The organism is Falsigemmobacter intermedius, from assembly GCF_004054105.1.
Lineage (GTDB): Bacteria > Pseudomonadota > Alphaproteobacteria > Rhodobacterales > Rhodobacteraceae > Wagnerdoeblera > Wagnerdoeblera intermedia.
The window spans coordinates 50,246-74,072 of the sequence record NZ_SBLC01000003.1; the positions used below are offsets into that span (position 1 = coordinate 50,246).

19 protein-coding genes and 2 pseudogenes are annotated in these 23,827 nt (G+C 63.0%); 12 read left to right on the plus strand and 9 right to left on the minus strand.

Annotated elements, in window-relative coordinates; genetic code table 11:
- Positions 1-292: 292 nt before the first annotated feature.
- From icmH to EP867_RS20180, 4 genes and pseudogenes are all read left to right on the plus strand, one after another.
- Positions 293-1,531 (plus strand): type IVB secretion system protein IcmH/DotU, encoded by a 1,239-nt coding sequence (gene icmH, locus EP867_RS02480; protein WP_128486629.1) that lies wholly within the window; start codon positions 293-295, stop codon positions 1,529-1,531.
- Positions 1,532-1,533: 2 nt separating this feature from the next.
- Positions 1,534-2,730, plus strand: coding sequence for a type VI secretion protein IcmF/TssM N-terminal domain-containing protein (locus EP867_RS02485; RefSeq protein ID WP_164888741.1), 1,197 nt, complete (start codon positions 1,534-1,536; stop codon positions 2,728-2,730).
- Between the two features lie 120 nt (positions 2,731-2,850).
- Positions 2,851-3,798, plus strand: a pseudogene (locus EP867_RS20175) (ImcF-related family protein); the annotation flags it as partial.
- 300 nt (positions 3,799-4,098) lie between these two features.
- Positions 4,099-4,842: a type VI secretion IcmF C-terminal domain-containing protein gene (locus tag EP867_RS20180; RefSeq protein ID WP_241656802.1), complete on the plus strand. Its 744-nt coding sequence runs from the start codon at positions 4,099-4,101 to the stop codon at positions 4,840-4,842.
- A 92-nt stretch (positions 4,843-4,934) separates the two neighbouring features.
- Here the strand turns inward: EP867_RS20180 and EP867_RS02500 are convergent, their stop codons facing one another.
- The 5 genes from EP867_RS02500 to EP867_RS02520 all read right to left on the minus strand — a co-directional run bounded on the left by EP867_RS02500 (position 4,935) and on the right by EP867_RS02520 (position 8,155).
- Positions 4,935-5,138 (minus strand): helix-turn-helix domain-containing protein, encoded by a 204-nt coding sequence (locus EP867_RS02500; RefSeq protein WP_124965382.1) that lies wholly within the window; start codon positions 5,136-5,138, stop codon positions 4,935-4,937.
- Positions 5,139-5,346: 208 nt separating this feature from the next.
- Positions 5,347-5,496 (minus strand): hypothetical protein, encoded by a 150-nt coding sequence (locus EP867_RS19745; RefSeq protein ID WP_164888742.1) that lies wholly within the window; start codon positions 5,494-5,496, stop codon positions 5,347-5,349.
- A 68-nt stretch (positions 5,497-5,564) separates the two neighbouring features.
- Positions 5,565-6,179 (minus strand): hypothetical protein, encoded by a 615-nt coding sequence (locus tag EP867_RS02505; protein WP_128486633.1) that lies wholly within the window; start codon positions 6,177-6,179, stop codon positions 5,565-5,567.
- A 26-nt stretch (positions 6,180-6,205) separates the two neighbouring features.
- Complete coding sequence (locus tag EP867_RS19750) at positions 6,206-6,829, minus strand: RodZ family helix-turn-helix domain-containing protein (RefSeq protein ID WP_164888743.1); 624 nt, start codon at positions 6,827-6,829, stop codon at positions 6,206-6,208.
- Positions 6,830-7,108: 279 nt separating this feature from the next.
- The gene (locus EP867_RS02520; RefSeq protein WP_128486636.1) at positions 7,109-8,155 is read right to left on the minus strand and encodes an ABC transporter substrate-binding protein; all 1,047 of its coding nucleotides are present in this window, start codon (positions 8,153-8,155) and stop codon (positions 7,109-7,111) included.
- A 247-nt stretch (positions 8,156-8,402) separates the two neighbouring features.
- Between EP867_RS02520 and EP867_RS02525 the strand changes: the two genes are divergently transcribed.
- From EP867_RS02525 to EP867_RS02545, 5 genes are all read left to right on the plus strand, one after another.
- The gene (locus tag EP867_RS02525; protein ID WP_128486637.1) at positions 8,403-8,894 is read left to right on the plus strand and encodes a hypothetical protein; all 492 of its coding nucleotides are present in this window, start codon (positions 8,403-8,405) and stop codon (positions 8,892-8,894) included.
- A 68-nt stretch (positions 8,895-8,962) separates the two neighbouring features.
- Positions 8,963-10,159, plus strand: coding sequence for a kynureninase (kynU, locus tag EP867_RS02530; protein WP_128486638.1), 1,197 nt, complete (start codon positions 8,963-8,965; stop codon positions 10,157-10,159).
- A gap of 124 nt (positions 10,160-10,283) precedes the next feature.
- Positions 10,284-11,123: a tryptophan 2,3-dioxygenase gene (gene kynA, locus EP867_RS02535; RefSeq protein ID WP_128486639.1), complete on the plus strand. Its 840-nt coding sequence runs from the start codon at positions 10,284-10,286 to the stop codon at positions 11,121-11,123.
- 90 nt (positions 11,124-11,213) lie between these two features.
- The gene (locus tag EP867_RS02540; protein WP_128486640.1) at positions 11,214-11,861 is read left to right on the plus strand and encodes a L,D-transpeptidase; all 648 of its coding nucleotides are present in this window, start codon (positions 11,214-11,216) and stop codon (positions 11,859-11,861) included.
- Between the two features lie 132 nt (positions 11,862-11,993).
- Positions 11,994-13,112, plus strand: a complete 1,119-nt coding sequence (locus EP867_RS02545) for a hypothetical protein (RefSeq protein WP_128486641.1) — start codon at positions 11,994-11,996, stop codon at positions 13,110-13,112.
- Between the two features lie 162 nt (positions 13,113-13,274).
- On the opposite strand, the gene gatB is transcribed toward EP867_RS02545, so the two are convergent.
- The gene (gene gatB, locus EP867_RS02550; protein ID WP_128486642.1) at positions 13,275-14,786 is read right to left on the minus strand and encodes an Asp-tRNA(Asn)/Glu-tRNA(Gln) amidotransferase subunit GatB; all 1,512 of its coding nucleotides are present in this window, start codon (positions 14,784-14,786) and stop codon (positions 13,275-13,277) included.
- A gap of 332 nt (positions 14,787-15,118) precedes the next feature.
- Between gatB and EP867_RS02555 the strand changes: the two genes are divergently transcribed.
- Both EP867_RS02555 and EP867_RS02560 read left to right on the plus strand, forming a co-directional pair.
- Positions 15,119-15,709 carry a transglycosylase SLT domain-containing protein gene (locus tag EP867_RS02555; protein ID WP_128486643.1) on the plus strand — a complete coding sequence of 197 codons (591 nt, stop codon included), beginning with the start codon at positions 15,119-15,121 and terminating at the stop codon, positions 15,707-15,709.
- Between the two features lie 180 nt (positions 15,710-15,889).
- Positions 15,890-17,203, plus strand: a pseudogene (locus EP867_RS02560) (D-amino acid dehydrogenase); the annotation flags it as partial.
- A gap of 69 nt (positions 17,204-17,272) precedes the next feature.
- On the opposite strand, the gene EP867_RS02565 reads toward EP867_RS02560, so the two are convergent.
- The 3 genes from EP867_RS02565 to EP867_RS02575 all read right to left on the minus strand — a co-directional run bounded on the left by EP867_RS02565 (position 17,273) and on the right by EP867_RS02575 (position 22,283).
- Complete coding sequence (locus EP867_RS02565; protein ID WP_128486645.1) at positions 17,273-18,793, minus strand: Ppx/GppA family phosphatase; 1,521 nt, start codon at positions 18,791-18,793, stop codon at positions 17,273-17,275.
- A 152-nt stretch (positions 18,794-18,945) separates the two neighbouring features.
- Positions 18,946-21,120, minus strand: coding sequence for an RNA degradosome polyphosphate kinase (locus EP867_RS02570; RefSeq protein WP_128486646.1), 2,175 nt, complete (start codon positions 21,118-21,120; stop codon positions 18,946-18,948).
- Between the two features lie 98 nt (positions 21,121-21,218).
- Positions 21,219-22,283 carry an AI-2E family transporter gene (locus EP867_RS02575; protein WP_128486647.1) on the minus strand — a complete coding sequence of 355 codons (1,065 nt, stop codon included), beginning with the start codon at positions 22,281-22,283 and terminating at the stop codon, positions 21,219-21,221.
- A gap of 186 nt (positions 22,284-22,469) precedes the next feature.
- Between EP867_RS02575 and proS the strand changes: the two genes are divergently transcribed.
- Complete coding sequence (gene proS / locus EP867_RS02580; RefSeq protein WP_128486648.1) at positions 22,470-23,807, plus strand: proline--tRNA ligase; 1,338 nt, start codon at positions 22,470-22,472, stop codon at positions 23,805-23,807.
- Positions 23,808-23,827: the final 20 nt, after the last annotated feature.

Consider the following 23,827-nt stretch of genomic DNA (forward strand, 5'->3'; position numbering starts at 1 on the left):
GTTTCCGGAGAGGGCCGGGTGCTTCAGGCCCCGCGCAGAGGGAGTGTCGTGAACGTTTCTGAGACAGGGTCCCGTCGACCTGACATTGGGAAGCTTTCGCCCTTGTCCGGGCGGCTGCGAGTGGCGCCGCGCGGACAAGGGAGGGCTGCCAACCGGAGCAATCCATGGCACGCGCCTGCAGGCGGGTATCACTGGTGCGTTGTTCCGATTGCATCAGCGGCATCGTCCTGCGTCACTGCCGGAAGACCGGCGGGAGAGGCTTCCCTGGCTCTGATCGGCAGCGGAGGTTGAGGTGAGATTTCCGGGTCGCAAAACCGCTCCGATCGCCGATACGCAGGCGGGACCTGCTCCCCCGTCCGGCTTCGCGGCCGCCTGCGGTCTGCCCTGTCCTGACGGTCCGGGACAGACCCCGCTCAGCACCTCGGCCATCGGGCTCTTTGCGCTTATGGGCTGTCTTCAGGTGCCATCGCATCCGCCTGACCCTGAAAGGCTTTATCGTGCAGCCCTTGCGGAACTCCGCGCTTTTGAAGGGCTGGCCCTGCAGGCGGGTGCCGATCCTGAGCAGGTGAAACTCGCGCGCTATGCCCTTTGCGCAACCCTCGATGATCTGGCGCAAAGCGCGGGATGGTCCGAAGGATCAGGTTGGGAGAGCGATCTGATGGTCGGCAGTTTTCACCGGGAGAATATCGGTGGTTGCCATTTTTTTGATCTGCTGGAACAGCTCGGGGGTGACCCGCGTCGAAACAGTGATCTTCTGGAGGTTTTTCACCATTGTCTCGCGGCAGGCTTTGAAGGGGAGTTGCGCGGGACTGCCGGTGGTGCGGCGCGGCGCCGTGCGATCCTGACGCGCCTTGCTGACCTCATCCGGGCAAGTGGGGGCAAGCGCGCCCCGCAGGCGCTGAGGTCGCCGGATCCTGTCCGGACGCAGCGGCGCCCTTCCATCCCGGCCAGGATTTTTCTGCTGACAGCACTGATGGCCTGTCTGTGGTCAGCGGGACAGTTGCTGCTCGCAAGGCGCCTTTTTACCCAAAGCGAAGCGGTTTTCGCAGCCTTTGCCGCAGCCCCTGAGGGCCGGCCCGTCACCTCCGGCCGCCCGGCGCGGCCCTTCGTGCCGGAGCTCCCCCCCCGAAGCGGGGAGGAGCGTCGTCAGCTTGAAATAGAGCTCGCACCGGAGATTTCCGGGGGCATGATCCGTCTGATCGGGGAGGGGAGCAGGATCGTGCTCAGGCTTGATCCGCAGCAGTTTTTCACTCCCGCCAGTGATCGCCTGCGCCCCGCGACCCGGCCCGTCCTGGCCAGGATCGCCACTGCGCTTGATGGCTTTGAGGGGCAGATTTTTGTCTCCGCCCGCGCGGAGGATCAATGGATTCTCTCGGCCAGGTTTCCCGCGCAGATGCCGCTTGGCCTTGCCCGAGCGGAGAGGCTTCGCCGCGGATTGTTCTCAGACCATCCGCGTGTCGTCGCTGAGGCGCATCACCGCGCTGCGGGCGGTGATCAAAGCATCGATCTTTTGCTGGTCAGGGAGCCATGAGAGTGGCCTGGCTGCGCCTGAACCGGGCGGTTTCGGATCCCGCGCCCCCGCTTGTGGCGGCTTTCCTGCTCAGCCTTGCCATCTGGGTCTCGGGCCCCTTGCTGGTGGTTGCGCAGAACCGCCCGCTGGATGCGGCAGGCACCCGACTGATCGTCATTGCGCTGGTCTGGCTGGGGCTTGCAGCCGCGATCCGGGGGAAACACCAACTGAGGCGGCGACGGGAAGCGGCCTTCCTGCGCGATCTGGCGGCGATTGATCCGACGCTCCCCTGGGGAACTCTCTGTGGTGCGACCGGGGCGAGGCCCCTCCATGAAAGGCCCTGGTATCTTGTGATCGGGCCACCGGGCGTCGGGAAAACTGCCGCCATTCTGAACTCAGGCTTAAGTTTTGCGCCCGATCCTGACGCAGGCGGGGGCGGGCAGGCCGGGCGCGGCTGGCAGATCCTGCCTGCAAAGGAGGCAGTGCTGATTGAAATCAGCGGGGGGACGATCCCGCAGGCATTGATTGACCTGCTGAAATCCCGGCGCGGGCAGCCTGGGCTGAACGGGATCATCCTGATGGCGAGCCTGAGTGCTCTTGCGGATGGTGCCGCCGGACAGCCCGCCAGGTCTGTGCTGCCCGCCCCTTTGCTGACCGCGATTGACACGGGGCGGGGTGCGCGCATTCCGGTCTGGGTTTTGCTGACCAGGGCGGATCTGATTGCCGGATTTTCAGAAAGTTTCCCGCACGGGAGCCCTGCGCCTGACCACTTCGGGTTCAGGCTGCCCGCATCGGGGCGCAGTCCCCGGATTGATCCGTCCGTGCAGGTTGCTCAGGGGTTTGACGCCCTGGTCTCTCGGCTCAGCGCGCAGGTCGCGGACAGTGTGGCGGTGCAACGCGATCCGGCTGCCTTCCGGCTGGCGATTGGTTTTCCCCCTGCCATGGCGGCGCTTCGCCCGCGTCTGACGGAGTGGCTTGCGCAGATTTTTCCGCCCGACCTGCGGGAGCAGACTGTCGTTTTGCAGGGGGTCTGGTTTTGCTCCGTCGGCGGAGGGGGCAGGCAGATCGATCCGCTGAGACCCGTATTGCTCCGCAGCTTCGGGCTGACACGGCAGCTGCCGCAGCGCGGAAATGAGACCCGTACCCCGATGTTTGTGAATGGGTTTTTTCACCGTATCCTTCTGTCCGAGGCCGGACAGACAGGGGCGTGGAAAGGCTGAAAGCGCGTGGCCCCCTTTGCTGCGGTCCTGTGTCTGGGGCTGGGACTTGCCGTTCCGCTGGTTCAACATCATGCCGCCAATGAGGCCCTGATCGCGCGTGTTGCACAGCAGGTCCAGGAGGTGGAGAGGCAGATTCCCCAAGGAGCGGAGGTTAACAGCGATCCGCTGCCGGTCCTTGCGGCACTCGATCGCCTGCGCCGTCTGCCCGGCGCGCCGGAGGGAGAGGTTACAAAAGCTCCGGATCCTTCGGCAGGCCTTTATGTGGACAATCTGCTGCAAAACGGCGCCCGTCTGGCCTATCGTGACGGCCTGAACCGGCTGCTGCTCCCCCGGCTGCTCCTGCGGCTTGAAGAGGTGATGTAGGGCCGCGTGAATGAGCCTGAGGTGATTTTCTCCGCCCTCAGAACCTATCTTATGCTGGGCCAGGCCGGGCTGATGGTGCCATCGCAGGTGCTTGACTGGTTCGCGGCGGATTGGGCTGAACAGGGGGGCGATGCCCTGTCCGTGGCGCAGCGGGCGCGGCTGGCGGTGCACCTTGGAGATTTGCTGCGACAACCCATGCAGCCGGTCGCGCTTGATGAGTCGCTCATCACGCAGATGCGCGGTGTTCTGGCACGACTGCCTCAGGCCCGACGGATCTATGCTCAGCTTGTCATCCGGGCTGCCGCAGAAGCGCCACCCCCGTTCCGGGTCGAAGAGGCCGCAGGACCGGGAGCCGCGCAGATCCTGCGCCGCCCCTCTGGCGCAGGGCTGACAGAGGGGGTTGAGGGGCTCTATACCCGCCAGGGCTTTCATCAGGTCATTCTGCCGCATCTCTCAGATCTCGGGGCGCTTTTGCAAAACGAGGCCTGGGTGCTCGGTCCGGCCCGACTGCCTGCCGCGGGCGATCAGGCGCAGCGCGCTGTCGTTCAGGACGTTCTGGGGATCTATTACCGCGATTATATCGCGCGATATGAAGCCCTTCTGGGCGACATCGACATCATACCCTTTGAGAATCCGCAGCATGCGGCTGAGGGGCTCAGACAACTTTCTCAACCGGATTCGCCGCTGCTCAGCCTGCTGAACGCGATCGCCCGGCAGAGCCTGCTGAGCCTGCCTGATGACGCCACGGCGACTGGTGCTGCAGAAACGGGCGCGGGTCTGCGGGACGGCCGAGGCGATGCGCCCGGCAGTGACAGCCTGGGTGCCGTGGTCGAGGGGCATTTTCGTGCGCTGCGCGATCTGGTGAACGGGACGGGCGGGCAGCCTTCGGCCTTCGAGAGAGTGCGGGCTGTCCTGGCTGACCCCCGGGACGGTTCGTCAGGGCGAATCGGCGCGGCCGTGCGGGGCGGGTCTTCAGACCCCTCCCGCCTGCTCGACCGCTGGCTGATGCAGATCCGTGCGGCGCGCGCCGCTCCGGAGGGGAGCGGTCTGCGCAGCCGTCTCACGCAGCTTTGGCAGAGCGAGGTTCTGCCGCTCTGCGAAAAGGTCACCCAGGGTGGCTATCCTTTCCAGCCAGGGGCTCAGGCTGAGGTTCATCCGGAAGACTTTTTGGCGCTTTTCGGGCCGGAGGGTGCAATAGAGCGGTTCTTCCAGACACATCTCACTGCCACAGAAAAAGCGGAGACCGACCAGAACGGCGCGGCGCAGGAAGATCCTGCCTTGGCGCCTTTTGTCATCGCAGCCTTTGACCGCGCTGCGCAGATCCGTGACGGCTTTTTCGCGGCGGATCTTCCCTCCGGCGCAGGTTTTCGACTGAGACCGCACCGTTTGGGAACACATGCACCGGATGCGCAGGATCAAAGGATAACGCTGGAAGTTGACGGGCATAGGACAGCCTATGGCCCGGAAGACTTCGGGGATCTGATTGTGCCATGGCCGGGGCGCTCGGGCGGGGCGCGGATCAGCCTTGAGCCGGAGCGGGAGGGGGTTGAAAACAGCCTCCACCGGCATGGACCCTGGGCGCTGATCCGGCTTCTATCGGCGGCGGAGATGCGACCCTCGACCGAAGGCGGGACGCTCCTCCTCTACCGCATCGGCGGGCGCAGCGTCAGTTTTTCGCTAAAAAGCCGGGGACGTTTTGAAGACACACTGGCAGCACTTGCGACATTTAAATGTCCGCAGTCGTTTTAATCTCCGCCCGGATCTTTCAGCGTCTCAAGTCGGGCCCTGAGGCCCCGGGACAGGGCGCCGGCTGGCAGGGCAGCCGGCGAATCCTGAGGTCTTCAGGCGGCGTGGCGACGGGCGTAGATCTTTTCCCAGGTCGATACGGTCTGCTCTTCGATGAAGAGAAGGCCGGCCACATCCTCAGCGCTGAGCCCGTCTGCCAGCAGCAAAAGCGCATTGGCCATACGGGCCTGGAGCAGTTCCGGGTTCTTGCTGTCCAGAGTCTTCAGCAGCATGTCGCGGTCTTTTTCGGAGAGGTGCATGGTGGTCTTTTCTGGCTGTCAGGCGGGAAAGCGCGCCTTTCGCACAGTCTTTGCCCCTCTGCAACGGCATGGGTGACAGAGCGGTGACGCCTGCGGAGGACCCGATGTAAAAACCCTTTAAAAACAAGGCGCCGCCCACTCCATTCGGGGCGGGCGGTGACAAAACCACGCAGGCAAGGACATGGGAAAGGGGCGCCGACTGGCCGCCTCAACCCTCGTCCTGGTCTTCAGCGGCCTCTTCCTGAGTCGCGCCGATCTGGCGCAGAGGCTGATCTTCGCGTTGCCCGGTGGGCGGCGGCGACCCGGATTTCGCCGGGGCAGCGGTTGGCGGGGCGGTCTTTTCGGGATTTTCCGTCATGGCGATCTCCGGTTTTCGGGCAAAGGACTGCCCGCGGCTAGGAATGGCCACGGGCGCGAATCGGGCGGTCAGATCATCGGCGGCGGGGTGCGACGCAGGCGTTCTGCACGTTCCTCTTCGGTTTCTGCGGCATGCCAGCCCTCTCCTTCATAGCGGCTGCGGAGTTCTGCAACTTCGGCGGCAGCGACCACACTCAGGGCATTCTCAACAGCGACGCGGTGCTCGTCAGGCGTGCGCACCGAGACCAGAACCCCGCCGCGCCGCAGCGCCTCACCGTAAAGGGGCGCATCCTCTTCGGGGATGCCCAGATCGGCCAGCGCGCCGATCGCGCCCCCGGCCAGAGCGCCGCCCGCCGCACCTGCGAGGGTCGCCGCAAGCCAGCCGGCTGCCACGACCGGGCCGAGGCCCGGAATGGCGAGCATGCCCAAGCCTGCCAGCAGGCCCGCGCCGCCACCGACCGCGGCCCCGACGCCTGCACCCGTCGCAGTGCCGGTCGGCGCGTCATGCATAGTCACGCTGTCAGTGGGCTCGCCGATCCGGGTCTGGTAGCTGCGGTGGGTATCCTGAACGGTCTCATTGCCCGCGAAAGAGGCCTCAACACCGCTCAGATGCAATCCGTTGACGGCATCAATCGCGCGGCGGGCATCGTCATAGCTGTGATAAAGACGGGTGATAACAGTCATTTAAATTCTCCTCACTCTGAACCGGATTACTTCGGGGTGGCGACGACATTGCCTTTGTAATCGACCGCGACATTGACATCGGCCCCGTCAAGACGGCCGGTGCTGCGCCAGATGCCCTGATCGTCTTTGCTCATTTCAGCGACATCGGTGACGCCCCAGGCAATAGCACGGTCACGGGCCTGATTTTCGGTAAAGCTGTTGGCGCCTTCAAAGGGGGCACCGGCTTCCGGTTCGGTACGGTCAAAGGCATCGCCGTCGCAGGCTGAAAGAAATTCTTCCTTGCTGACGCCGCTCGCTGCGATCTCTTTGCCGTCGATGCGGGCGCGGGCGTAGTAAGAGGGCGCCTCGGTCTCGCTCAGAAGGCCGCTGCCATCGGTATCGCGGCGGGCAAATTCGGCTTCGCAGTCCATCGCCGGGGTGGCCGTCGTGGAGGTGCCGGCGGGGGCTGTGCCTGCCGGGGCCGTACCTGTGGGGGCGGTTTCAGCCGGGGCGGTGCCCGTGGGAGCAGTATCAGCCGGCGGCATGGTCACGGCCGGGGGGGCAGCAGGCGTATCGGCCGTGCCCGGGGTGGCCGGGGTCTGTGCCAGAGCGGGGGCAGCAAAGGCGAGCGCCAGAATGCCCGCCATCAACGGTGTCTTGTGGATCAGCATCGGTTTTCCTCCATTCGGCAGATTGAATTGCTGATGAGGCAAGCCGCGCCGGGGGAGGGGAGTTCCTTTTGCTCTCAGGATCGTGAGCCGCGCAATTAGGGGGCGAAACGCATCGGCCCGATCGGATCCCGGGTAACCCACGGAAGAAAATGGTTAATTAATCCATCGGGCGGTTGCTAAATCCAGAGTTGCAGCGATTATCCGCCATGGATCGGAAGCTGAACGGCAAAAGCCGGCCCAACGGGGCCGGCTTTCAAAAATCTGTGGAACATATACCGCTCAGAAACCGGCTTTGATTTTCTCAAATTCCGCCAGCTGACGCTCACGCAGTTTGGGGTCATTGGGAACCTGCGCGAGGGTCGGTGCAGAAATCTCCTGCAGGCCGGCTTTCAGCAAGGTCGCCTGATCGATGGATTCCATGCCTTTCTGGTTGGAATGGCCATAGCCCATCTCATCCAGCAGCGGCTGGGCCGCATCGGCGCGGATCCAGGAGTTTACAAAGTCGTAAAGCTTCTCTTCCGAGCCGGGGCCGTCTTTCATATTCACGAAGCCACAGGTGAAGGTGGCCGAGCCCTCCTTCGCCTCACGCTGGAAGCCCACGGGGAAATTCTCTGCCTGCAGCAGCGCCACGCCGTCATTCCAGGACCAGGAGATGCTGACTGCACCTGCGGCCATCTGCTGGATCTGATCGGCCGGGTCCGCCCAGTAGTGGTACACATTCTCATGGGCCTTGCGCAGCCAGTCGGCAGCGGCCTGATACTGCTCTTCGGTGACATTGGTCCAGTCGGTCACGCCGGTAGCCAGATAGGCCAGCGACCAGACGTCATCGGAGCTGTCGGGCAGCGAGATGCGGCCCTGGTATTTCGGGTTCACGAAGACCTGAAGTGAGGCGACATCCTCAGCCGGGACGGTCTCGGTGTTATAAGCGACAGCCGTCACCCCCCAGTAAGAGGGCAGGAACCAGACGCCCTTGTCGTCTTTGAAGATCTCCGAATCCAGCATCTCGGGGTAGATGTCGTTGAAGGCCGGGATCTTTGAGGTGTCCCAGGGTTCAATCAGGCCCGCGTCGCGGTATTTCGACACCATCTGCGAGCAGGGGTGAACGCCATCCACCCGGAAGCCCGAGACGACCTTCTGGAAGGCCTCATCGTCATCGCCAAAGAGTGCGAAGGTGGGCTTCTGGCCGTGTTTGGCGACGTAATCCGTAAAGAGGCCATCGACCTCAAAACCGGCCCAGTCAAAGATCGTCAGATCAGCATCTGCCGAGAATGCCGGTGTGCCGAGAAAGGTTACGGCAGAAAGAAGAAGGGCGGATTTGCGGATCATCATTGGTCCTCAAAGCGGGGGATGTCAGGTTTGGGAGCCTAGCGAAGGCCAGAGCCGCCCTCAAGCACGAAGAGTGCGCGCGGGCAGGGTGCGCGCCCCGGTGGCAGAAAATTGACTGCAACTTTTTCGCGACTGCCTGCGGCTTATGCACCAAAAAAGAGATGCAAAGCCGGATCCATCGGGCATAGTCGGGCAGGTGGGGCAGCAATGGCAGTCTAACGTGATCACTCAGCGCTGGTGCCTGCAGATGGCACGCTTTAACCGCTGGCAGAACCATCTGCTGCTGGAATATCTGGCGACGCTGCCGGTGCCGCGTCTGCGCGGGCTTCTGATGGCCCGGGAGGGGGCCTTCGGCGATCTTCTGTCGCGCGCTCTGGTGCGCGATCTGATCTGGATGCGCCGTCTTGAGCAGGTCTCAGAGGTCTTGCACCCCGCCCTGGCTGAGGGGCTGGCGCAGGTCGATTTTTCGGCCTGGCGGCGCGAGCGGCTGAATGTCGATGCGCTTCTGGTGGCCTGGGCGGCGCGGCAGGGTCCGGAGGGGACTTCGGGGCAGCTTTACTGGTATGCTCCGGAAAGCGGACGGGTGGTGTCGCAGCCGCTCGGGCTTTGTCTGACCCAGGTGTTCTGGGCGCAGGGTGAGGCGCGGGGGCGGGTCTGTGAGTATCTGGCGCGCGAGGGCCTTGCGCCCGATCTGCCGGATCTCCTGTCACTGCCCGAAGATGTCGAGTGGATGGGTTGACGCTTTAAGCTTGAAACTTCTGCCGCGCTTTGTTTCACTGCCCTCCACACCTGCCACGGAGCGGCGCTATGACGGTCGATTTCAACGCAACCAAAGCCCTGTTTGATCTGCCTGAGGGCCTGATCTACCTCGACGGCAATTCGCTGGGGCCGCTGCCCAGGGCAGTGCCTGCGCGCATCGCTGAGGCCGTGCAGCAGGAGTGGGGCGCCATGCTGATCACCGCCTGGAACCGGGCCGGCTGGATGGAGATGCCGCGCCGCGTTGGTGACCGGATCGCCCGGCTGATCGGGGCCGAAGCAGGCGCGGTGGTCATGGGCGATACGCTCTCGATCAAGGTATATCAGGCGCTGGCATCGGCCCTCGAGCTGCGCCCCGAGCGGCGGGTGGTTCTGTCGGACACCGGAAACTTTCCCTCTGACCTCTATATCGCCGACGGACTTTTGCGCACGCTCGGGCCGGATTACGTTCTGAAAACCGTAGCCCCGGAAGAGGTCGCGGAGGCGATTGATGAGACGGTGGCGGCCATTCTCATAACTGAGGTCGATTACCGCACGGGGCGGCGTCACGACATGGCAGCGCTGACCGCCAGGGCCCATGCCGCGGGGGCGCTGGCGATCTGGGATCTGGCGCATAGTGCAGGGGCGGTGGATTGCGAAGTGGCCGCAGGCGGCGCTGATTTCGCGGTCGGCTGCAGCTATAAATATCTCAACTCCGGCCCCGGCGGCCCGGCATTTATCTATGTGGCCCCGCGTCTGGCCGATCAGGTGCGCCCGGCGCTTTCAGGCTGGCTGGGCCATGAAAGCCCCTTCGCCTTTGATCTGGCCTATCGCCCCGGCACCGGGATTGAGCGGATGCGGGTCGGCACGCCGCCGATCCTGCAGCTTGCCGCCCTCGATGCGGCGCTCGATGTCTGGGAGGGGGTTTCGGTTCAGGATCTGCGCGCCCGTTCGCTGGAACTGACCGATGCCTTCATCGCCGGTGTCACCGCGAAATGTCCGGGTCTGGACCTGGCCACGCCCCTCGATCACAAATCCCGCGGCTCGCAGGTCAGCTTCCGCCATCCTGAGGGCTATGCCGTGATGCAGGCGCTGATCGCCCGCGGTGTGGTGGGGGATTTCCGCGCTCCCGATATTCTGCGCTTTGGCTTCACGCCGCTTTACATCGGGCTTGACGAGGTGAACCGCGCCGTGGACATCCTTGCCGAAATTCTTGCCACCCGGGCCTGGGACCGGGCGGACTATAAGATGAAAGCCGCTGTGACCTGATGGAACGACTGCCGCCTCTGTGCCGCCCTGCGGCCTGGGCCTGCCTCTGGCGCAGGATGGCGGAGCTTTGGGTGGGGACGTGCCGGGCCTGAGCCCTCTCGTCCCCTTTTACCCGGAGCCAGATATGAGCCAGTGTCCCTATAATCCCGCCCGCGAGGGCGCTCAGATGTCGTTTCAGGACCGGATGTCCTATGTCGATTATCTGCAGCTCGATACCATCCTTTCAGCCCAGACACCGCTGTCGGATTCTCATGATGAGATGCTGTTCATCATCCAGCATCAGACCTCTGAACTGTGGATGCGCCTCGCCCTCCATGAAATGGAGGCCTGCCGTCAGGCGCTTTCGCAAGACCGTCTGCGCCCGGCCTTCAAGATGCTCAGCCGGATTGCGCGGATCTTTGAGCAGCTGAATTCGGCCTGGGATGTTCTGCGCACCATGACGCCCAGCGATTATCAGAGCTTCCGCCCCAGTCTGGGGCAAAGCTCGGGCTTTCAGTCGGCGCAGTACCGGCTGATCGAATATGCGGTGGGCAATCGCAACCTCGCCATGCTTGGCCCCCATGCGCATCGCCCCGATCTGATGGCAGCGCTGGAGGCCGAATTGGCAAAGCCCTCGCTTTATGATGAGGCGCTGCGCGCGCTTGCGCGGATGGGCCTGCCGGTGCCACAGGACATCCTCACCCGCGATCTGCGCAGCCCCTGGGTGGAAGATCCGCGCATTGAGGCGGTCTGGTGCGAAGTCTACCGCAATCCCGACCGCTGGTGGGAAGCCTATGAACTGGCTGAGAAGCTGGTGGATTTTGAGGATTACTTCCGCCGCTGGCGCTTTAACCATGTCACCACGGTGGAGCGGGTGATCGGCTTCCGGCGCGGCACCGGCGGCACCGAGGGGGTCAGCTATCTGCGCCGTATGCTGGAGGTGGAGCTTTTCCCTGAGTTGTGGCGCATGCGAAGCACACTCTGACCCTCTCCCGGGGGGTGGGGCTTTCCCGCCCCTTCCTTCGGGGCAAAAAACATTGCAAGTATCTCCCGATGGAATAACCCCGGAGAGGGTATGAAAAAGCTCATTCTTACGGCTGCTCTGTTTGCTCTGGCAGCCTGCACCTGGGACCCGGAGAAGGGTCAGTTCGTTCCCAAACCCCCGCCGCCCATCGCGGAAGAGCTTCAGCCGCTGGACTGGTCCGCGCGCGAAGACGCCGGATTTAAAATTCCGGCCGTCGATCCGGCGAAAGTGCCGGTGCAGTATCAGCGCACTCTGGTGCCGAACCCGCTGCCCGAAGAGGCCCCGGGCACGATCCTCGTCGACACCACGACGCGCCATCTTTACCTGATCCAGGATGAGCGCTCGGCGCTGCGCTATGGCATTGGCGTGGGTAAAGACGGCTTTGGCTGGAAGGGCGAGACGGTGGTGAACCACAAGGCCCGCTGGCCGAAATGGACGCCGCCCCCGGAGATGATCAAGCGCACTCCCTCGCTTGAGCGCTGGAAAGACGGCCAGCCCGGCGGCCCGAAGAACCCGCTCGGGGCGCGGGCCATCTATCTTTATAAAGACGGTCACGACACGGGCTTCCGCATCCATGGCACGCCGGAATGGCGCTCGATCGGCACCAATGCTTCGGCCGGCTGCTTCCGGATGATCCAGCAGGATGTGATTGACCTGCACGCCCGGGTCACGCCCGGGGCAAAGGTCATCGTACGCTGACTTTAAGCCGGGGGCAGAGTGCATCTTCCCCCGGTTGAAACGTTTATTTTTTCAGCGTTATACCCGGCGGTTCTTGACTTTCCCTCCGCGCCTTGCACCCATCCCCGCATCATTCTGAAGGGGAGGCGCGCCATGCGTCACATGTTGAGAACGACCGCTCTGAGCGCGGTGCTGTTGGGCTCAGCGAGCCAGGCCTTTGCCAATACCGACGGCTTTCACACCGTCAACGGCTACCGCGATGCCCAGGGCCAGGTCGGCTTCGAGCTGACGCAGATCGGCGGTTATGGTGAACTGATCGTCGACGTTCAGGGGTTCGGCGGCATGGCATTCGGCAAATGCGTCCTGGCCTTCAAACGCGCGGCAGACGGCAGCATTGAGGATGCCACGCCCGTGCAGCAGCAAAGCGCGGCAAGTTGCCCTTCTGAGATCGCCTTTACCTCAAAGCCGGGCGAGAACGGCATGCTTTCGGTGACGTTCACCGAAGGTGGTCCCCTGAAAGGCAATACCTACGATCTCTTCACCGTGCTTCGTCCCTTCACCGAAGCCGATGCCGTTACCGCGCCCAAGGGCTTTGACATCCTGGGCATGACCATCGGCGAAGAGCGCCCGGCTATTGAGGCCAAACTGACCGCCGAAGGTTTTGCCCGCCTTGAGGGGCACAGCGATACGCTGAGCTACCGCGACGGCAGCACCCGCGCGCTGGAAATCTGGGGCAAAGGCACCGCGGCTGTCGGCAATAAGCCCGAAGATTATCTCTACATCACCTGGACCTCGAAGCTCGAAGGCGACCAGGAGCCGGAAAAGGTCGCCTTCCTCGGCCGCGAGTGGAGCGTCCCGGCCTCGGCCAACCTCGCCATTGCGGTGCTGGATAAATCGCTGGCCGAAAAGCACGGCCAAGGCGCGATGAAGGGCCACATCTACTATGACCGCGCCGGGACGGCCGACCCCAAGGCCTATGGCGACGTCTGCGATGAGAAGATCCATCTTCAGGGCGTGAGCGTGCCCTACAGCAGCATCGGCATGAGAAGCGATGGGGAAACCCTGAAGATTGCCTGCGGGGCCTCGGTCATCATCTACACCGGCGAAGATTTCCAGGCACCGGGCCGCGCCTCGCTGATGAAGGTAGAACTGCGTAAAGGCGATGTGGCCTATGCAGATTTCTGGAAAACCTGGTCGCCGGCAGAGGCTAAACGCCTTCAGGAGGCCTATGAGCTGCAAAAGGGCATGACGGGCGCCGCCCCCAAGCTCTGAGCCTGAGATCCTGACAGTGAGCCGCCCGTTTACCGCGGGCGGCTTTTTTCTGCCCGGCGGTCTGTGCAAACGGTCCTGCGACCGCCCGTCAGCCATTCCGGCATTTGCCAAAGAAAAACCCCGCCCGGTGGGGCGGGGTTCTCGCTGTCAGCAGGCCGCTTCTCAGAGGCCGAGTTTGGCGTTGACGATGTCGTTCACTGCCGCCGGGTTGGCTTTGCCGCCGGTCGCCTTCATCACCTGGCCCACGAACCAGCCCGCAAGTTTCGGGTTCTGCTTCGCTTTCTCGACCTGAGCGGGGTTGGCGGCGATGATATCATCGACGGCCTTTTCGATCGCGCCGGTGTCGGTCACCTGCTTCATGCCGCGCTCTTCGACGATGACCGCCGGATCGCCGCCTTCGGTCCAGAGGATCTCAAAGAGATCCTTCGCCAGTTTGCCCGAGATCACCTGTGCGCCAAGCAGATCCAGCAGGCCGCCAAGCTGGGCTGCCGAAACCGGACTCGAGGCGATGTCGAGACCCTCTTTGTTCAGACGGCCGAACAGCTCGTTAATGACCCAGTTGGCAGCGATCTTGCCGTCGCGGCCCTGGGCCACAGCGTCAAAATAGGCCCCCGCATCAAGTTCGGCGGTCAGAACCGAGGCGTCATAATCGGTCAGGCCGAAGTCGCGCATGAAGCGCTGCTTCTTGGCATCCGGCAGTTCCGGCATGGTGCGCGCGATCTCATCCACCCACTCCTGCTCGATTTCCAGCGGCAGCAGATCCGGGCAGGGGAAGTAGCGGTAGTCGTGCGCCTCTTCCTTCGAACGCATCGAACGGGTTTCGTTCTTGTCCGGATCGTAGAGGCGGGTTTCCTGATCGACCTTGCCGCCGTCTTCGACGATGGCGATCTGGCGGCGGGCTTCAACGTCGATGGCAGCCTGGATAAAGCGCATCGAGTTCATGTTTTTGATTTCGCAGCGGGTGCCGAGATAGCCGAAATCGCCGGTCGCCTGGAACTTCTCATAATTGCCGATCGGGCAGATCGAGACGTTCACGTCAGCGCGCAGGTTGCCGTTTTGCATATTGCCGTCGCAGGTGCCGAGATAGCGCAGGATCTGGCGCAGCTTGGTCACATAGGCAGCGGCTTCTTCCGGGCCACGGATGTCAGGGCGCGAGACGATTTCCATCAGCGCCACGCCGGTGCGGTTGAAGTCCACAAAAGAGAGCGCCGGATCCATGTCGTGGATCGATTTACCGGCGTCCTGCTCAAGGTGGATGCGTTCGATACGCACGAGACGCGCGACGCCCGGGCCCATCTCGACCAGCACTTCGCCTTCGCCCACGATGGGGTGATAAAGCTGGCTGATCTGATAGCCCTGCGGCAGATCCGGGTAGAAGTAGTTTTTACGGTCAAAGGCCGAGCGCAGATTGATCTCTGCTTTCAGGCCCAGACCGGTGCGCACGGCCTGCTCGACGCAGAATTCATTGATGACAGGCAGCATGCCCGGCATGGCGGCGTCAACGAAAGCGACGTTGGAATTGGGCTCTGCGCCAAAAGAGGTCGAGGCGCCGGAGAAAAGCTTCGCCTGGCTCGAGACCTGAGCATGGATCTCCATGCCGATTACGATTTCCCAGTCTTGCTTGGCGCCCGCATACACTTTCGGCTGCGGCGCGGTATAGGTCAGGTCGAGCATGGTCTGCCTCCGGTGTTGCAGCCTGCCGAATAGCGCAGCAGGCGAAATTGAGCAAGCCGCGAGGCCGGGTCACAGAGCCGCAATCCCGCTTTTCCCACTGCATGATTTTCCGGCGGAGAGGGGCCGAATCCACCCCGGCGGCAGGCTCTGGCAAAAGACCGCCGATGGGAGCAGAGCGGGGGTTTATCAGGAACATTGCGGATGTTTGACGCTGATTCCGGCGAAATTTCGCCAGTTTTGATGGAGTGAGGGGCGCAGGGGTTGCCCTCCCGGGGGGTGGCAGGCAGCAATCGCGCGCCGGGCACTGGATCCGGTGCTGCCCGGATCCTCTGATGAGACCCTTCACCCGCTCGCTGATCGTCGCCCTTGTTGCGCTTCTGCCCGCCGCCTGCACGCTCAATGACAGTGCCAATGCGACCGCAGAACCCCCTGTCGCCCGCTGGGATCACCGGCCCAATGGCGACAACTGGACCAAAGCAACGCTGGCTGCGATTTCGACGCGGGGACAGGCCCTGGTTGCAACGCCGCTCTCGGATGTCACCACCTTCTGCCCCGGCTATCCGGGCGCCTCTGAGGCAGAAAAGCAGGCGTTCTGGGTGGGAATCTTCTCAGCGCTTGCCAAGCATGAGAGCACCTGGAACCCGCAGGCTGCGGGTGCGGGCGGAAAATACCGCGGTCTTCTGCAGATCTCGCCTGCCACGGCGCGTGCCTATGGCTGCGATGCGGGCGCGCTTTATGAGGCCGAAGCCAATCTGAGCTGCGCCGTCAATATCGCCGCGCGTCAGGTCGCCAGAACCGGCAAAGTCGCGGGCGGCCCCGGTGCCTGGGGTGGTCTGGCGATGGACTGGGGTCCGATGCGCAATGCCTCGAAACGCGCTGAGATTGCCTCCTGGACCCGCAATCAGGCCTATTGCCAGGCCTGAGACGATCCAGAGCCTCGGTGGGCGTATCTTGCGCCTCTTTTTGAAATGATCGAAGAAAACCCCGCCCCGGTCAGCCCGGGCGGGGTTTTCTTCGTGAATTCATCCCGCCTTAACTGAAGAAACGCAGAAAATGCACATGGAAAGGGTCTAGCATCGCGGGAACAGTCTTCTCGCGCGGCGGAGATCAGCATGCGTATTCTTATCCTTGGTTCCGGTGTCATCGGTGTGACCTCTGCCTGGTATCTGGCAAAGGCGGGCCATGAGGTCACTGTGATTGACCGCGCCAGCGGCGCAGCCCAGGAAACCAGCTTTGCGAATGCGGGCCAGATCAGCCCCGGCTATTCCGCCCCCTGGGCCGCGCCGGGCGTGCCGTTCAAAGCCATGAAGTGGATGTTTGAGCGCCATGCGCCCCTGGTCCTGCACTGGACCGCCGATAAAGACCGGCTGCGCTGGCTGCTTGAGATGCTGGCCAACTGCACCTCGAAAGCCTATGCGCGCAACAAAAGCCGCATGGTGCGTCTGGCGGAATACAGCCGCGACTGCATGGACGACCTGCGCGCCGAGACGGGACTGAGCTATGACAACCGCGAGCAGGGGACGCTGCAGGTCTTCCGCACGCAAAAGCAGGTCGATGCCGCTGCGAAAGACATCGAAGTCCTGCGCAAGGACGGCGTTCCCTTTGAGGTGCTGGACCGTGCCGGCTGCGTGGCCGCAGAGCCGGGTCTGGCAGGATCGGCCCACCGCATTGCGGGCGGTCTGCGTCTGCCGGGCGATGGCACGGGCGACTGCTTCAAATTCACCAATGTGCTGCAGGAAAAAGCCGCTGCCGCGGGGGTGACCTTCAAATATGGCGTGACGATCCATTCGGTCCTGTCGAACGGTGACCGGATCACCGGGGTCACCACCTCGGAAGGGCTGATGGAGGCGGATGCTTACGTTGTGGCGCTCGGCTCTTATTCGCCGCAGCTCGTGAAACATCTGGGCATCCGCCTGCCGATCCAGCCGCTGAAGGGGTATTCGATCACCGCCCCCATCGTGGATGAGGCAAAGGCCCCGGTTTCGACCGTGATGGATGAGACCTTCAAGGTTGCGATCACCCGTCTGGGCGACCGGATCCGTGTGGGCGGCCTTGCCGAAATCGCAGGCTATGATCTGAGCCTGCATCAGCGTCGCCGTGAGACCCTTGAAAAATCGCTGACGGAGATGTTCGGCGGTGCAGGGGATCTGACCCAGGCCAGCTTCTGGACCGGTCTGCGGCCGATGACGCCCGATGGCACCCCGATCGTGGGGCAGACGCCCTATCGCAACCTCTGGACCAACACCGGGCATGGCACGCTGGGCTGGACGATGGCGGCAGGCTCGGGCCGGCTGTTGTCGGATCTGATGTCGGGGGTTCAGCCGCAGATCGACCCCTCGGGTCTTGCGGTGTCGCGTTATGGCCGGACGGTTCCGGATGCACGCGTGGCGGTCCCTCTGCGACCTGCAGCGGCCTGAGTATCGGCCTTTGATCTGAAAAAGCCGCCATCCCGGAGAAGGGTGGCGGCTTTTTGCATTGAAAGGCGCTCAGGCCATTTTGATGGTGGTGGTGGCCCCAAGGGCATTGGCCAGGGATTTGAACCGCGCCTGCGCCACTTCGGCAAAGAGGGCCTCGCCGCGCGGCTGAAGCGTCAGTTCCAGCAGTTTCTTCTTCGGCTGCCATTTCAGCGCGGCAGCCTCATTCGGATCTCCAAGCGCAAACATCGCGCCAAAGCGCATGGCTTTGCCAAGAACCTCAGCCTGACGCAGCTGCTCTTCGTTCAAAAGCCGGAAGAGCGGCTCAAACCGCGAGCCTGCGCGGCTGTTTTTATAGCGGTGCAGAAGCGAGAGCCCCAGAAAGACCCGCCCCGGATGATCAAGCCCGCCAAGGTTGGCGCGGGTGGCATTCTCAAAGCAGACCTCAGCCCGATAGTCGGGATGAGAGCGCCAGGTGGTGTCATGCAGCAGGCAGGCCGCTTTGATCAGCCGCGTGCGCTCGGCATCTGCCTCTTTGAAGAGCGGGGTGAGGAAGGTGAACAGCTTTTTACCAAAGCCCGGCATACGCGACTGCGTGGCCTCCATCTGGCGCGCCGCCTCTATCAGCGGGTCACGCTCGCGCAGGCGCTGCGGCATCTGCTCATAAAGCAGCCCCTCGCGGATGCCGTAAGAAGAGACGTCGATCTCGCGCAGTTTGAACATGCGCACCATGGCCGAGAGGACTTCCCCCGCGAGAGGCACCAGTTCCATCCGCTCTGCTGAGGTTCCGGTCCGGCTGCGCAGGGCCGCGGCATCATTGCGACGGATCCAGTCGACGGTCTCCAGAACCGAGTCCGGCTCCATCCGGTATTCGTGCAGAACCGTCAGCGGATAGCCGCGACGCTCCATATCAAGACGTGCAATCACCCGCCAGGAACCGCCGACGAGGTAAAGCCGCTCCCCCTCAGGCTTCACCACCGAACGCGCTTTGCGCAGGATCCGTTCAATGACTTTGGCGCGCTGCTCGGCGCCGCCTTCAACCTGCTGCAGCCGGAAGGGACCAAGCGGGGTGGAAATGCGATCGCCCACTTTGCCTTTGCCGATCCGCGCCAGCTCCATCGAGTTGCCGCCGATGTCACAAACGATGCCCGAGGCATCGGGCCAGCCCAGCAAAACCCCCTGAGAGGTGAGCCGCGCCTCCTCCTGCCCGTCGATCACGAACAGCCGCAGGCCGGTTTCGCGCTCAACCAGCGCCTGGAATTCGGGGCCGTCCTCAGCCTCGCGCACGGCCGCCGTGGCCACCACGGTCAGCGGCGCAATGCCCATGCCTTCGGCGAGCGCTGCAAAGCGGCGAAGCGCGGTCAGCGCCCGCACGCGCCCTTCGGGGTTCAGCCGACCGGTCTGTGCCAGCCCCTTGCCAAGGCCCGCCATGACCTTTTCGTTGTAAAAATAGGCCGGGCTGCGGGCCGCGCCGTCAAAGACCACCATCCGCACCGAGTTTGAGCCGACATCCACCACGCCAACCCGGCTCAGAGCACGGGCAGAGGGGTCCTCAAAAAGCGGGCGGCCAAAGGGCTCAAAGTCATCGGTCATCAGGAAATCCGGCTTTGCCGTGAAGGGGGAAAGGCCGCGAGGTGAACCCCCCCCGCGACCTGAAGCGCTGCATATCCCTTAAGATTCGATTTCAAGCGGGGTTCCGGCAGCTTGGGTCCACAGCGCGAAAATGCGCGGATGGGCCCCGCGCGTCAATCCCCGGAAAAGCCCAGTCGCGGCACATCTGCCGCCCCCGCCGAGCCACGGCCCGAAAGAGAAGGGTTCTCCATGAAAAAGCGGTGGCAGTTGAAAAGGCGCTGGTCCTCGCTTTGCAACTGGCGCGAATAGCGCCCCTCCGGCCCCAGGACCCAGCTTTGCTCCTCATCGGCCATATTGGCCGCCATGATCTGGCTGACGATCTGGGCCTTCACGGTGGCGTTCAAAATTTCAACCAGGGTCTCGACCCGGCGGTTGAGGTTGCGCCGCATCCAGTCCGCCGAAGAGATAAAGACCCGCGCATTGCGGGAGGGCAGACCCTCTCCGCCGCCGAAGCAGACGATGCGGCTGTGCTCAAGGAAGCGTCCGACGATGGATTTGACGCGGATGTTTTCCGACAGACCCGCAATGCCCGGGCGCAGACCACACATGCCGCGGATCACCAGGCTGATCTTCACCCCGGCCTGGCTTGCCGCATAAAGCGCGTCGATGATCTCCATATCGATCAGCGAGTTCATTTTGGCCCAGATTTCACCGCGACGGCCCTGGCGGGCGTGCTCAGCCTCCGCCGCGATCAGCTCCAGCAGACGCGGCTTCTGGCTGATGGGCGAGATAGCCAGGTTTTCGAGGTTGTCGGGCTGCACATAGCCTGAGAGGTAATTAAAGACTTTGGTGGCATCCCGCCCCAGGGCCGCATCGCAGGTGAAGAAGCTGAGATCTGTGTAAATCTTCGCCGTAATCGGGTGATAGTTCCCGGTGCCGAAGTGGGTATAGGTGACGAGACTGTCCCCCTCACGCCGGACGACGGTTGAGATTTTGGCATGGGTCTTGAGGTGCATGAAGCCATAGACCACATGGGCGCCCGCCCGCTCCAGCCGGCGCGACTGGCGGATGTTGGAGGCCTCGTCAAAACGGGCTTTCAGCTCAACCAGCGCGGTGACCGACTTGCCGTTCTCAGCCGCCTCGCAAAGCGCGTCGACGACGGGGCTGTCATAGGACGTGCGGTAAAGCGTCTGTTTGATCGCCAGCACATTCGGGTCCCGCGCCGCCTGCTGCAAAAAGCGGATGACCATGTCGAAGGTCTCATAAGGATGATGCAGCAGCATATCCTTTTGCCGGATCGCAGAGAAAATATCGCCGTCGTGATCGAGCACCCGTTCGGGCACGCGCGGGGTGAAGAGCGGCCACAGCAGATCAGGGCGCGATGAGATCACCAGCTCTTTCAGATCGGCAACCCCGATCAGCCCCTTGATCTCAACCACCTCATCCGCGGTGACATCGAGTTCTTCCATGATCAGCGCGCGCAGCGCCTCGGGCGCACCGGCCGAGATTTTCAGCCGGATCACCTCACCGCGGCGGCGGCGCTTGAGGGCCGTTTCAAACTCACGGACCAGATCCTCGGCCTCATCTTCCACCTCAAGGTCGCTGTCACGCAGCACCCGGAAGGCGCAGTGGCCGATTTCATCATAGCCCGGGAAGAGCGAGGAGAGGTTCAGCAGCAGCAGGTCTTCCAGCGGCAGAACGCGGAACTTCCCTTCTTCAGCGGGAAGGATCACAAAGCGCGAGATCTGGTTCGGGATCGGCAGCAGCGCCTGAAGCCTGCGGCGGTCTGAGGTGCGCTCAAGCTCAAGGCCCAGCGAAAAACCGGTGTTGGGAATGAAGGGGAAGGGGTGGGCCGGGTCGATCGCCAGCGGCGAGAGCACCGGAAACACCTGATGCAGGAAATAGTCGCGCAGAAAGTCGCGGTCACTTTGCGTCAGCCGCGCGCGGGTCAGGATCGAGATCCCGGCCTCTTCCATCTCGGCGCTGAGGCTGCGGTAGGTTTTCTGCTGCGTGCTCATCAGATCGCGGGCATCCGCATTGATCAGGCGCAGCTGCTCTGCCGGCGGATGGCCGTCGTCCGAGAGCATCCGGTTGCCCGATCGCACGAGCTGGCGCAGACCGGCCACGCGAACGGTGTAGAATTCATCCAGATTGGTGGCGGAAATCGACAGAAAGCGCAGCCGCTCCAGCAGCGGGACGCGCGGATTTGCGGCTTCTTCCAGCACACGCCAGTTGAAGGCCAGCCAGCTGAGTTCACGGTTAAAAAATCGTGTCGCGCCTTCCGTTTCGCTTTCGGGAAGGGTGACGGGATCGGCGAAGGGGGCGGAGAGAAAGTCGGCCTGGGTCATGGTGTCACTGATGAAGCTGCTCTGTGACAGTGGTGTGACAAAACCCGGGGTGCAAGGCGGCTTTGTGTGAAATTACAAAAAGCCGCCCAAGGGGGGGCTTACGGCTCGGGCGGCGCGTCGCCGCGATAGAGGTCACTCTCGACGTAGCGCGCTGAGGCGAAGCGGACGAGAACCCCGATCGCGGCAGCCACCGGCACAGCCACCAGCATGCCTGCAAAACCAAAGAGCGAGCCAAAGGCCGAGAGGGCAAAGAGCAGCCAGACCGGATGAAGCCCGACCGAGCCGCCGACCAGACGCGGGGTTATGACATTGCCTTCCAGGAACTGTCCCACCGCGAAGATTGCGGCAATCAGTCCCACCGACCACCAGTCGCCCCAATATTGAACCAGGGCCAGTCCGATGGCGAGCGCACCGCCGACGATCGAGCCGACATAGGGAATGAAGGTGATGGCCCCGGCGATTGCGCCAACGATGAAGCCGAACTGCAGACCCGCTGCGGCCAGCGCGGCCGCATAAAACCCGCCGAGGATCAGACAGACGGTCAGCTGACCACGCACGAAGGCGGCCAGAACCCGGTCAATCTCTGAGGCGAGATGACGGACGGTCGGGGCATAGGCGCGGGGCAAGAGCTCATCAATCCGCCGCACCATGCGGTCCCAGTCGAGCAGCATGTAAAAGGCCACGACCGGCACGATAACGAGAAACAAAACCCAGTCGAGCACGCTGACGGCAGAGCCGATGAGCGTATTCACCACCACCATCCCGCGCGATTTGATCGCCTCGCCCAGCTCGGCAAGGGAGGTGCGGATTGTGGAGGTATTGTCGCTCAGATCCGGGAAGCGCTCATAAAGATAATCCATCAGCTTGCGGATGATCTCAGGGGCCGCGTTGATCAGCTCGCTGAGCTGGCGCACCAGCGTCGGGATGACCGACAAAAACAAGGCCACCGTGGCAAAGACCGCAGCGAGTGAAATGATCGCCGTGGCCGCCGTCCGCGACAGGCCCAGCTTTTGCAGCCGGTCTGCCACCGGGTCGAGGAAATAGGCAATGGCGCCCCCCACCAGAAAGGGCAGCATCACCTTGCCGAGCGCCCAGAGCACCAGAAACAACACCAGCATCCCGATGGCCCAGTATTTCAGCTGATCGCGGACGGGATGCGCCATGTTACTCTTCCTCATATTTCTGAACAGATTGCCCAGGAAGCGCCGGCGTTCAAGGAGAATGGCGCTTTGAGATGCAAAAGCCGCAGGCTGCGCCCCCCTCTGCCGCCCTGCGCCCGCCCATGGCGCACTTGTCAGGGCAGGGCGCAGCCGTTAGGAAACCGCAAACCCTTATGCCAGAGGCCGCCCATGCGTCTGTCCCGCTATTTCCTGCCCGTTCTGAAGGAAGACCCCAAAGAGGCGCAGATCGTCTCGCACCGCTATATGCTGCGGGCCGGTATGATCAAACAGCAGTCGGCGGGGATTTACTCCTGGCTGCCGCTGGGCCTGCGGGTGCTCAACCGCATTCAGCAGATCGTTAATGAAGAACAGATCCGCGCCGGTCACGTTCCGGTTCTGATGCCGACCCTGCAATCGGCGGATCTCTGGCGCGAGAGCGGGCGTTACGACGCTTACGGCCCCGAGATGCTGCGCATCAAAGACCGCCATGACCGTGAGATGCTCTATGGGCCGACCAACGAGGAAATGATCACGGATATGTTCCGTGCCCATGTCTCCTCCTATAAATCGCTGCCGTTGACGCTTTATCAGATCCAGTGGAAATTCCGCGATGAGATGCGTCCGCGTTTCGGCGTGATGCGGGGCCGCGAGTTCCTGATGAAGGACGGCTATAACTTCGACCTCACCAAAGAGGACGCGCTGCACGCCTATAACCGCCATATGGTCAGCTACCTGCGCACCTATGAGCGCATGGGCCTGACGGCGATTCCGATGCGGGCCGATTCCGGCCCGATCGGCGGCGAAGATACCCATGAATTTCTGGTGCTCGCCCAGACGGGTGAGTCGGAAGTCTTCTATGATGCGCGCGTCACCGAGCTGAAACTGGGCGACCGCTCTGTTGATTATGACAACCGTGAGGAGGTGAAGGCCGTCTGTGACGAGTTCACCACCCTCTATGCGCGCACCGACGAGACCCATGATGAGGGGATTTTCGCCGAAGTCCCCGAAGAGCACCGCAGGGTTGCACGCGGGATCGAGGTGGGTCAGATCTTCTACTTCGGCACCAAATACTCTGAGGCCATGGGCGCAACCGTGGTCAGCCCGGAAGGGAAGCAGATTCCGGTCGAGATGGGCTCGCATGGCATCGGCGTTTCGCGCCTGATCGGGGCGATCATCGAGGCCAGCCACGACGATAAGGGCATCATCTGGCCCGAAGGCGTGACACCCTTCCCGGTGGGGATCGTCAACCTCAAGCAGGGTGATGCGGCCACCGATGCGGCCTGTGACGCGCTTTACAAAGGTCTGGCGGCAAAGGGTCTTGAGGCGCTTTACGATGACCGCGACGAACGGGCGGGGGCGAAATTCGCCACCATGGATCTGATCGGTCTGCCCTGGCGCATCACCGTCGGTCCGCGCGGTCTGGCCAATGGCGTGGTCGAAGTCACCAGCCGTCGTACCGGTCTTTCCGAAGAGATGTCGGCGGAAGCTGCCATTGCGAAGATCGCTGCGATCTACGAAAACATCTGAGGTTTCGGGATACAACCCTG

Coding starts and splice junctions, on each gene's coding strand:
- EP867_RS20180 (WP_241656802.1), top strand. CDS start 4,099: ATGCAGATCCGTGCGGCGCGCGCCGCTCCGGAGGGGAGCGGTCTGCGC.
- EP867_RS02500 (WP_124965382.1), bottom strand. CDS start 5,138: ATGCACCTCTCCGAAAAAGACCGCGACATGCTGCTGAAGACTCTGGAC.
- EP867_RS19745 (WP_164888742.1), bottom strand. CDS start 5,496: ATGACGGAAAATCCCGAAAAGACCGCCCCGCCAACCGCTGCCCCGGCG.
- EP867_RS02505 (WP_128486633.1), bottom strand. CDS start 6,179: ATGACTGTTATCACCCGTCTTTATCACAGCTATGACGATGCCCGCCGC.
- EP867_RS19750 (WP_164888743.1), bottom strand. CDS start 6,829: ATGCTGATCCACAAGACACCGTTGATGGCGGGCATTCTGGCGCTCGCC.
- EP867_RS02520 (WP_128486636.1), bottom strand. CDS start 8,155: ATGATCCGCAAATCCGCCCTTCTTCTTTCTGCCGTAACCTTTCTCGGC.
- EP867_RS02525 (WP_128486637.1), top strand. CDS start 8,403: ATGGCACGCTTTAACCGCTGGCAGAACCATCTGCTGCTGGAATATCTG.
- kynU (WP_128486638.1), top strand. CDS start 8,963: ATGACGGTCGATTTCAACGCAACCAAAGCCCTGTTTGATCTGCCTGAG.
- kynA (WP_128486639.1), top strand. CDS start 10,284: ATGAGCCAGTGTCCCTATAATCCCGCCCGCGAGGGCGCTCAGATGTCG.
- EP867_RS02540 (WP_128486640.1), top strand. CDS start 11,214: ATGAAAAAGCTCATTCTTACGGCTGCTCTGTTTGCTCTGGCAGCCTGC.
- EP867_RS02545 (WP_128486641.1), top strand. CDS start 11,994: ATGCGTCACATGTTGAGAACGACCGCTCTGAGCGCGGTGCTGTTGGGC.
- gatB (WP_128486642.1), bottom strand. CDS start 14,786: ATGCTCGACCTGACCTATACCGCGCCGCAGCCGAAAGTGTATGCGGGC.
- EP867_RS02555 (WP_128486643.1), top strand. CDS start 15,119: ATGAGACCCTTCACCCGCTCGCTGATCGTCGCCCTTGTTGCGCTTCTG.
- EP867_RS02565 (WP_128486645.1), bottom strand. CDS start 18,793: ATGACCGATGACTTTGAGCCCTTTGGCCGCCCGCTTTTTGAGGACCCC.
- EP867_RS02570 (WP_128486646.1), bottom strand. CDS start 21,120: ATGACCCAGGCCGACTTTCTCTCCGCCCCCTTCGCCGATCCCGTCACC.
- EP867_RS02575 (WP_128486647.1), bottom strand. CDS start 22,283: ATGGCGCATCCCGTCCGCGATCAGCTGAAATACTGGGCCATCGGGATG.
- proS (WP_128486648.1), top strand. CDS start 22,470: ATGCGTCTGTCCCGCTATTTCCTGCCCGTTCTGAAGGAAGACCCCAAA.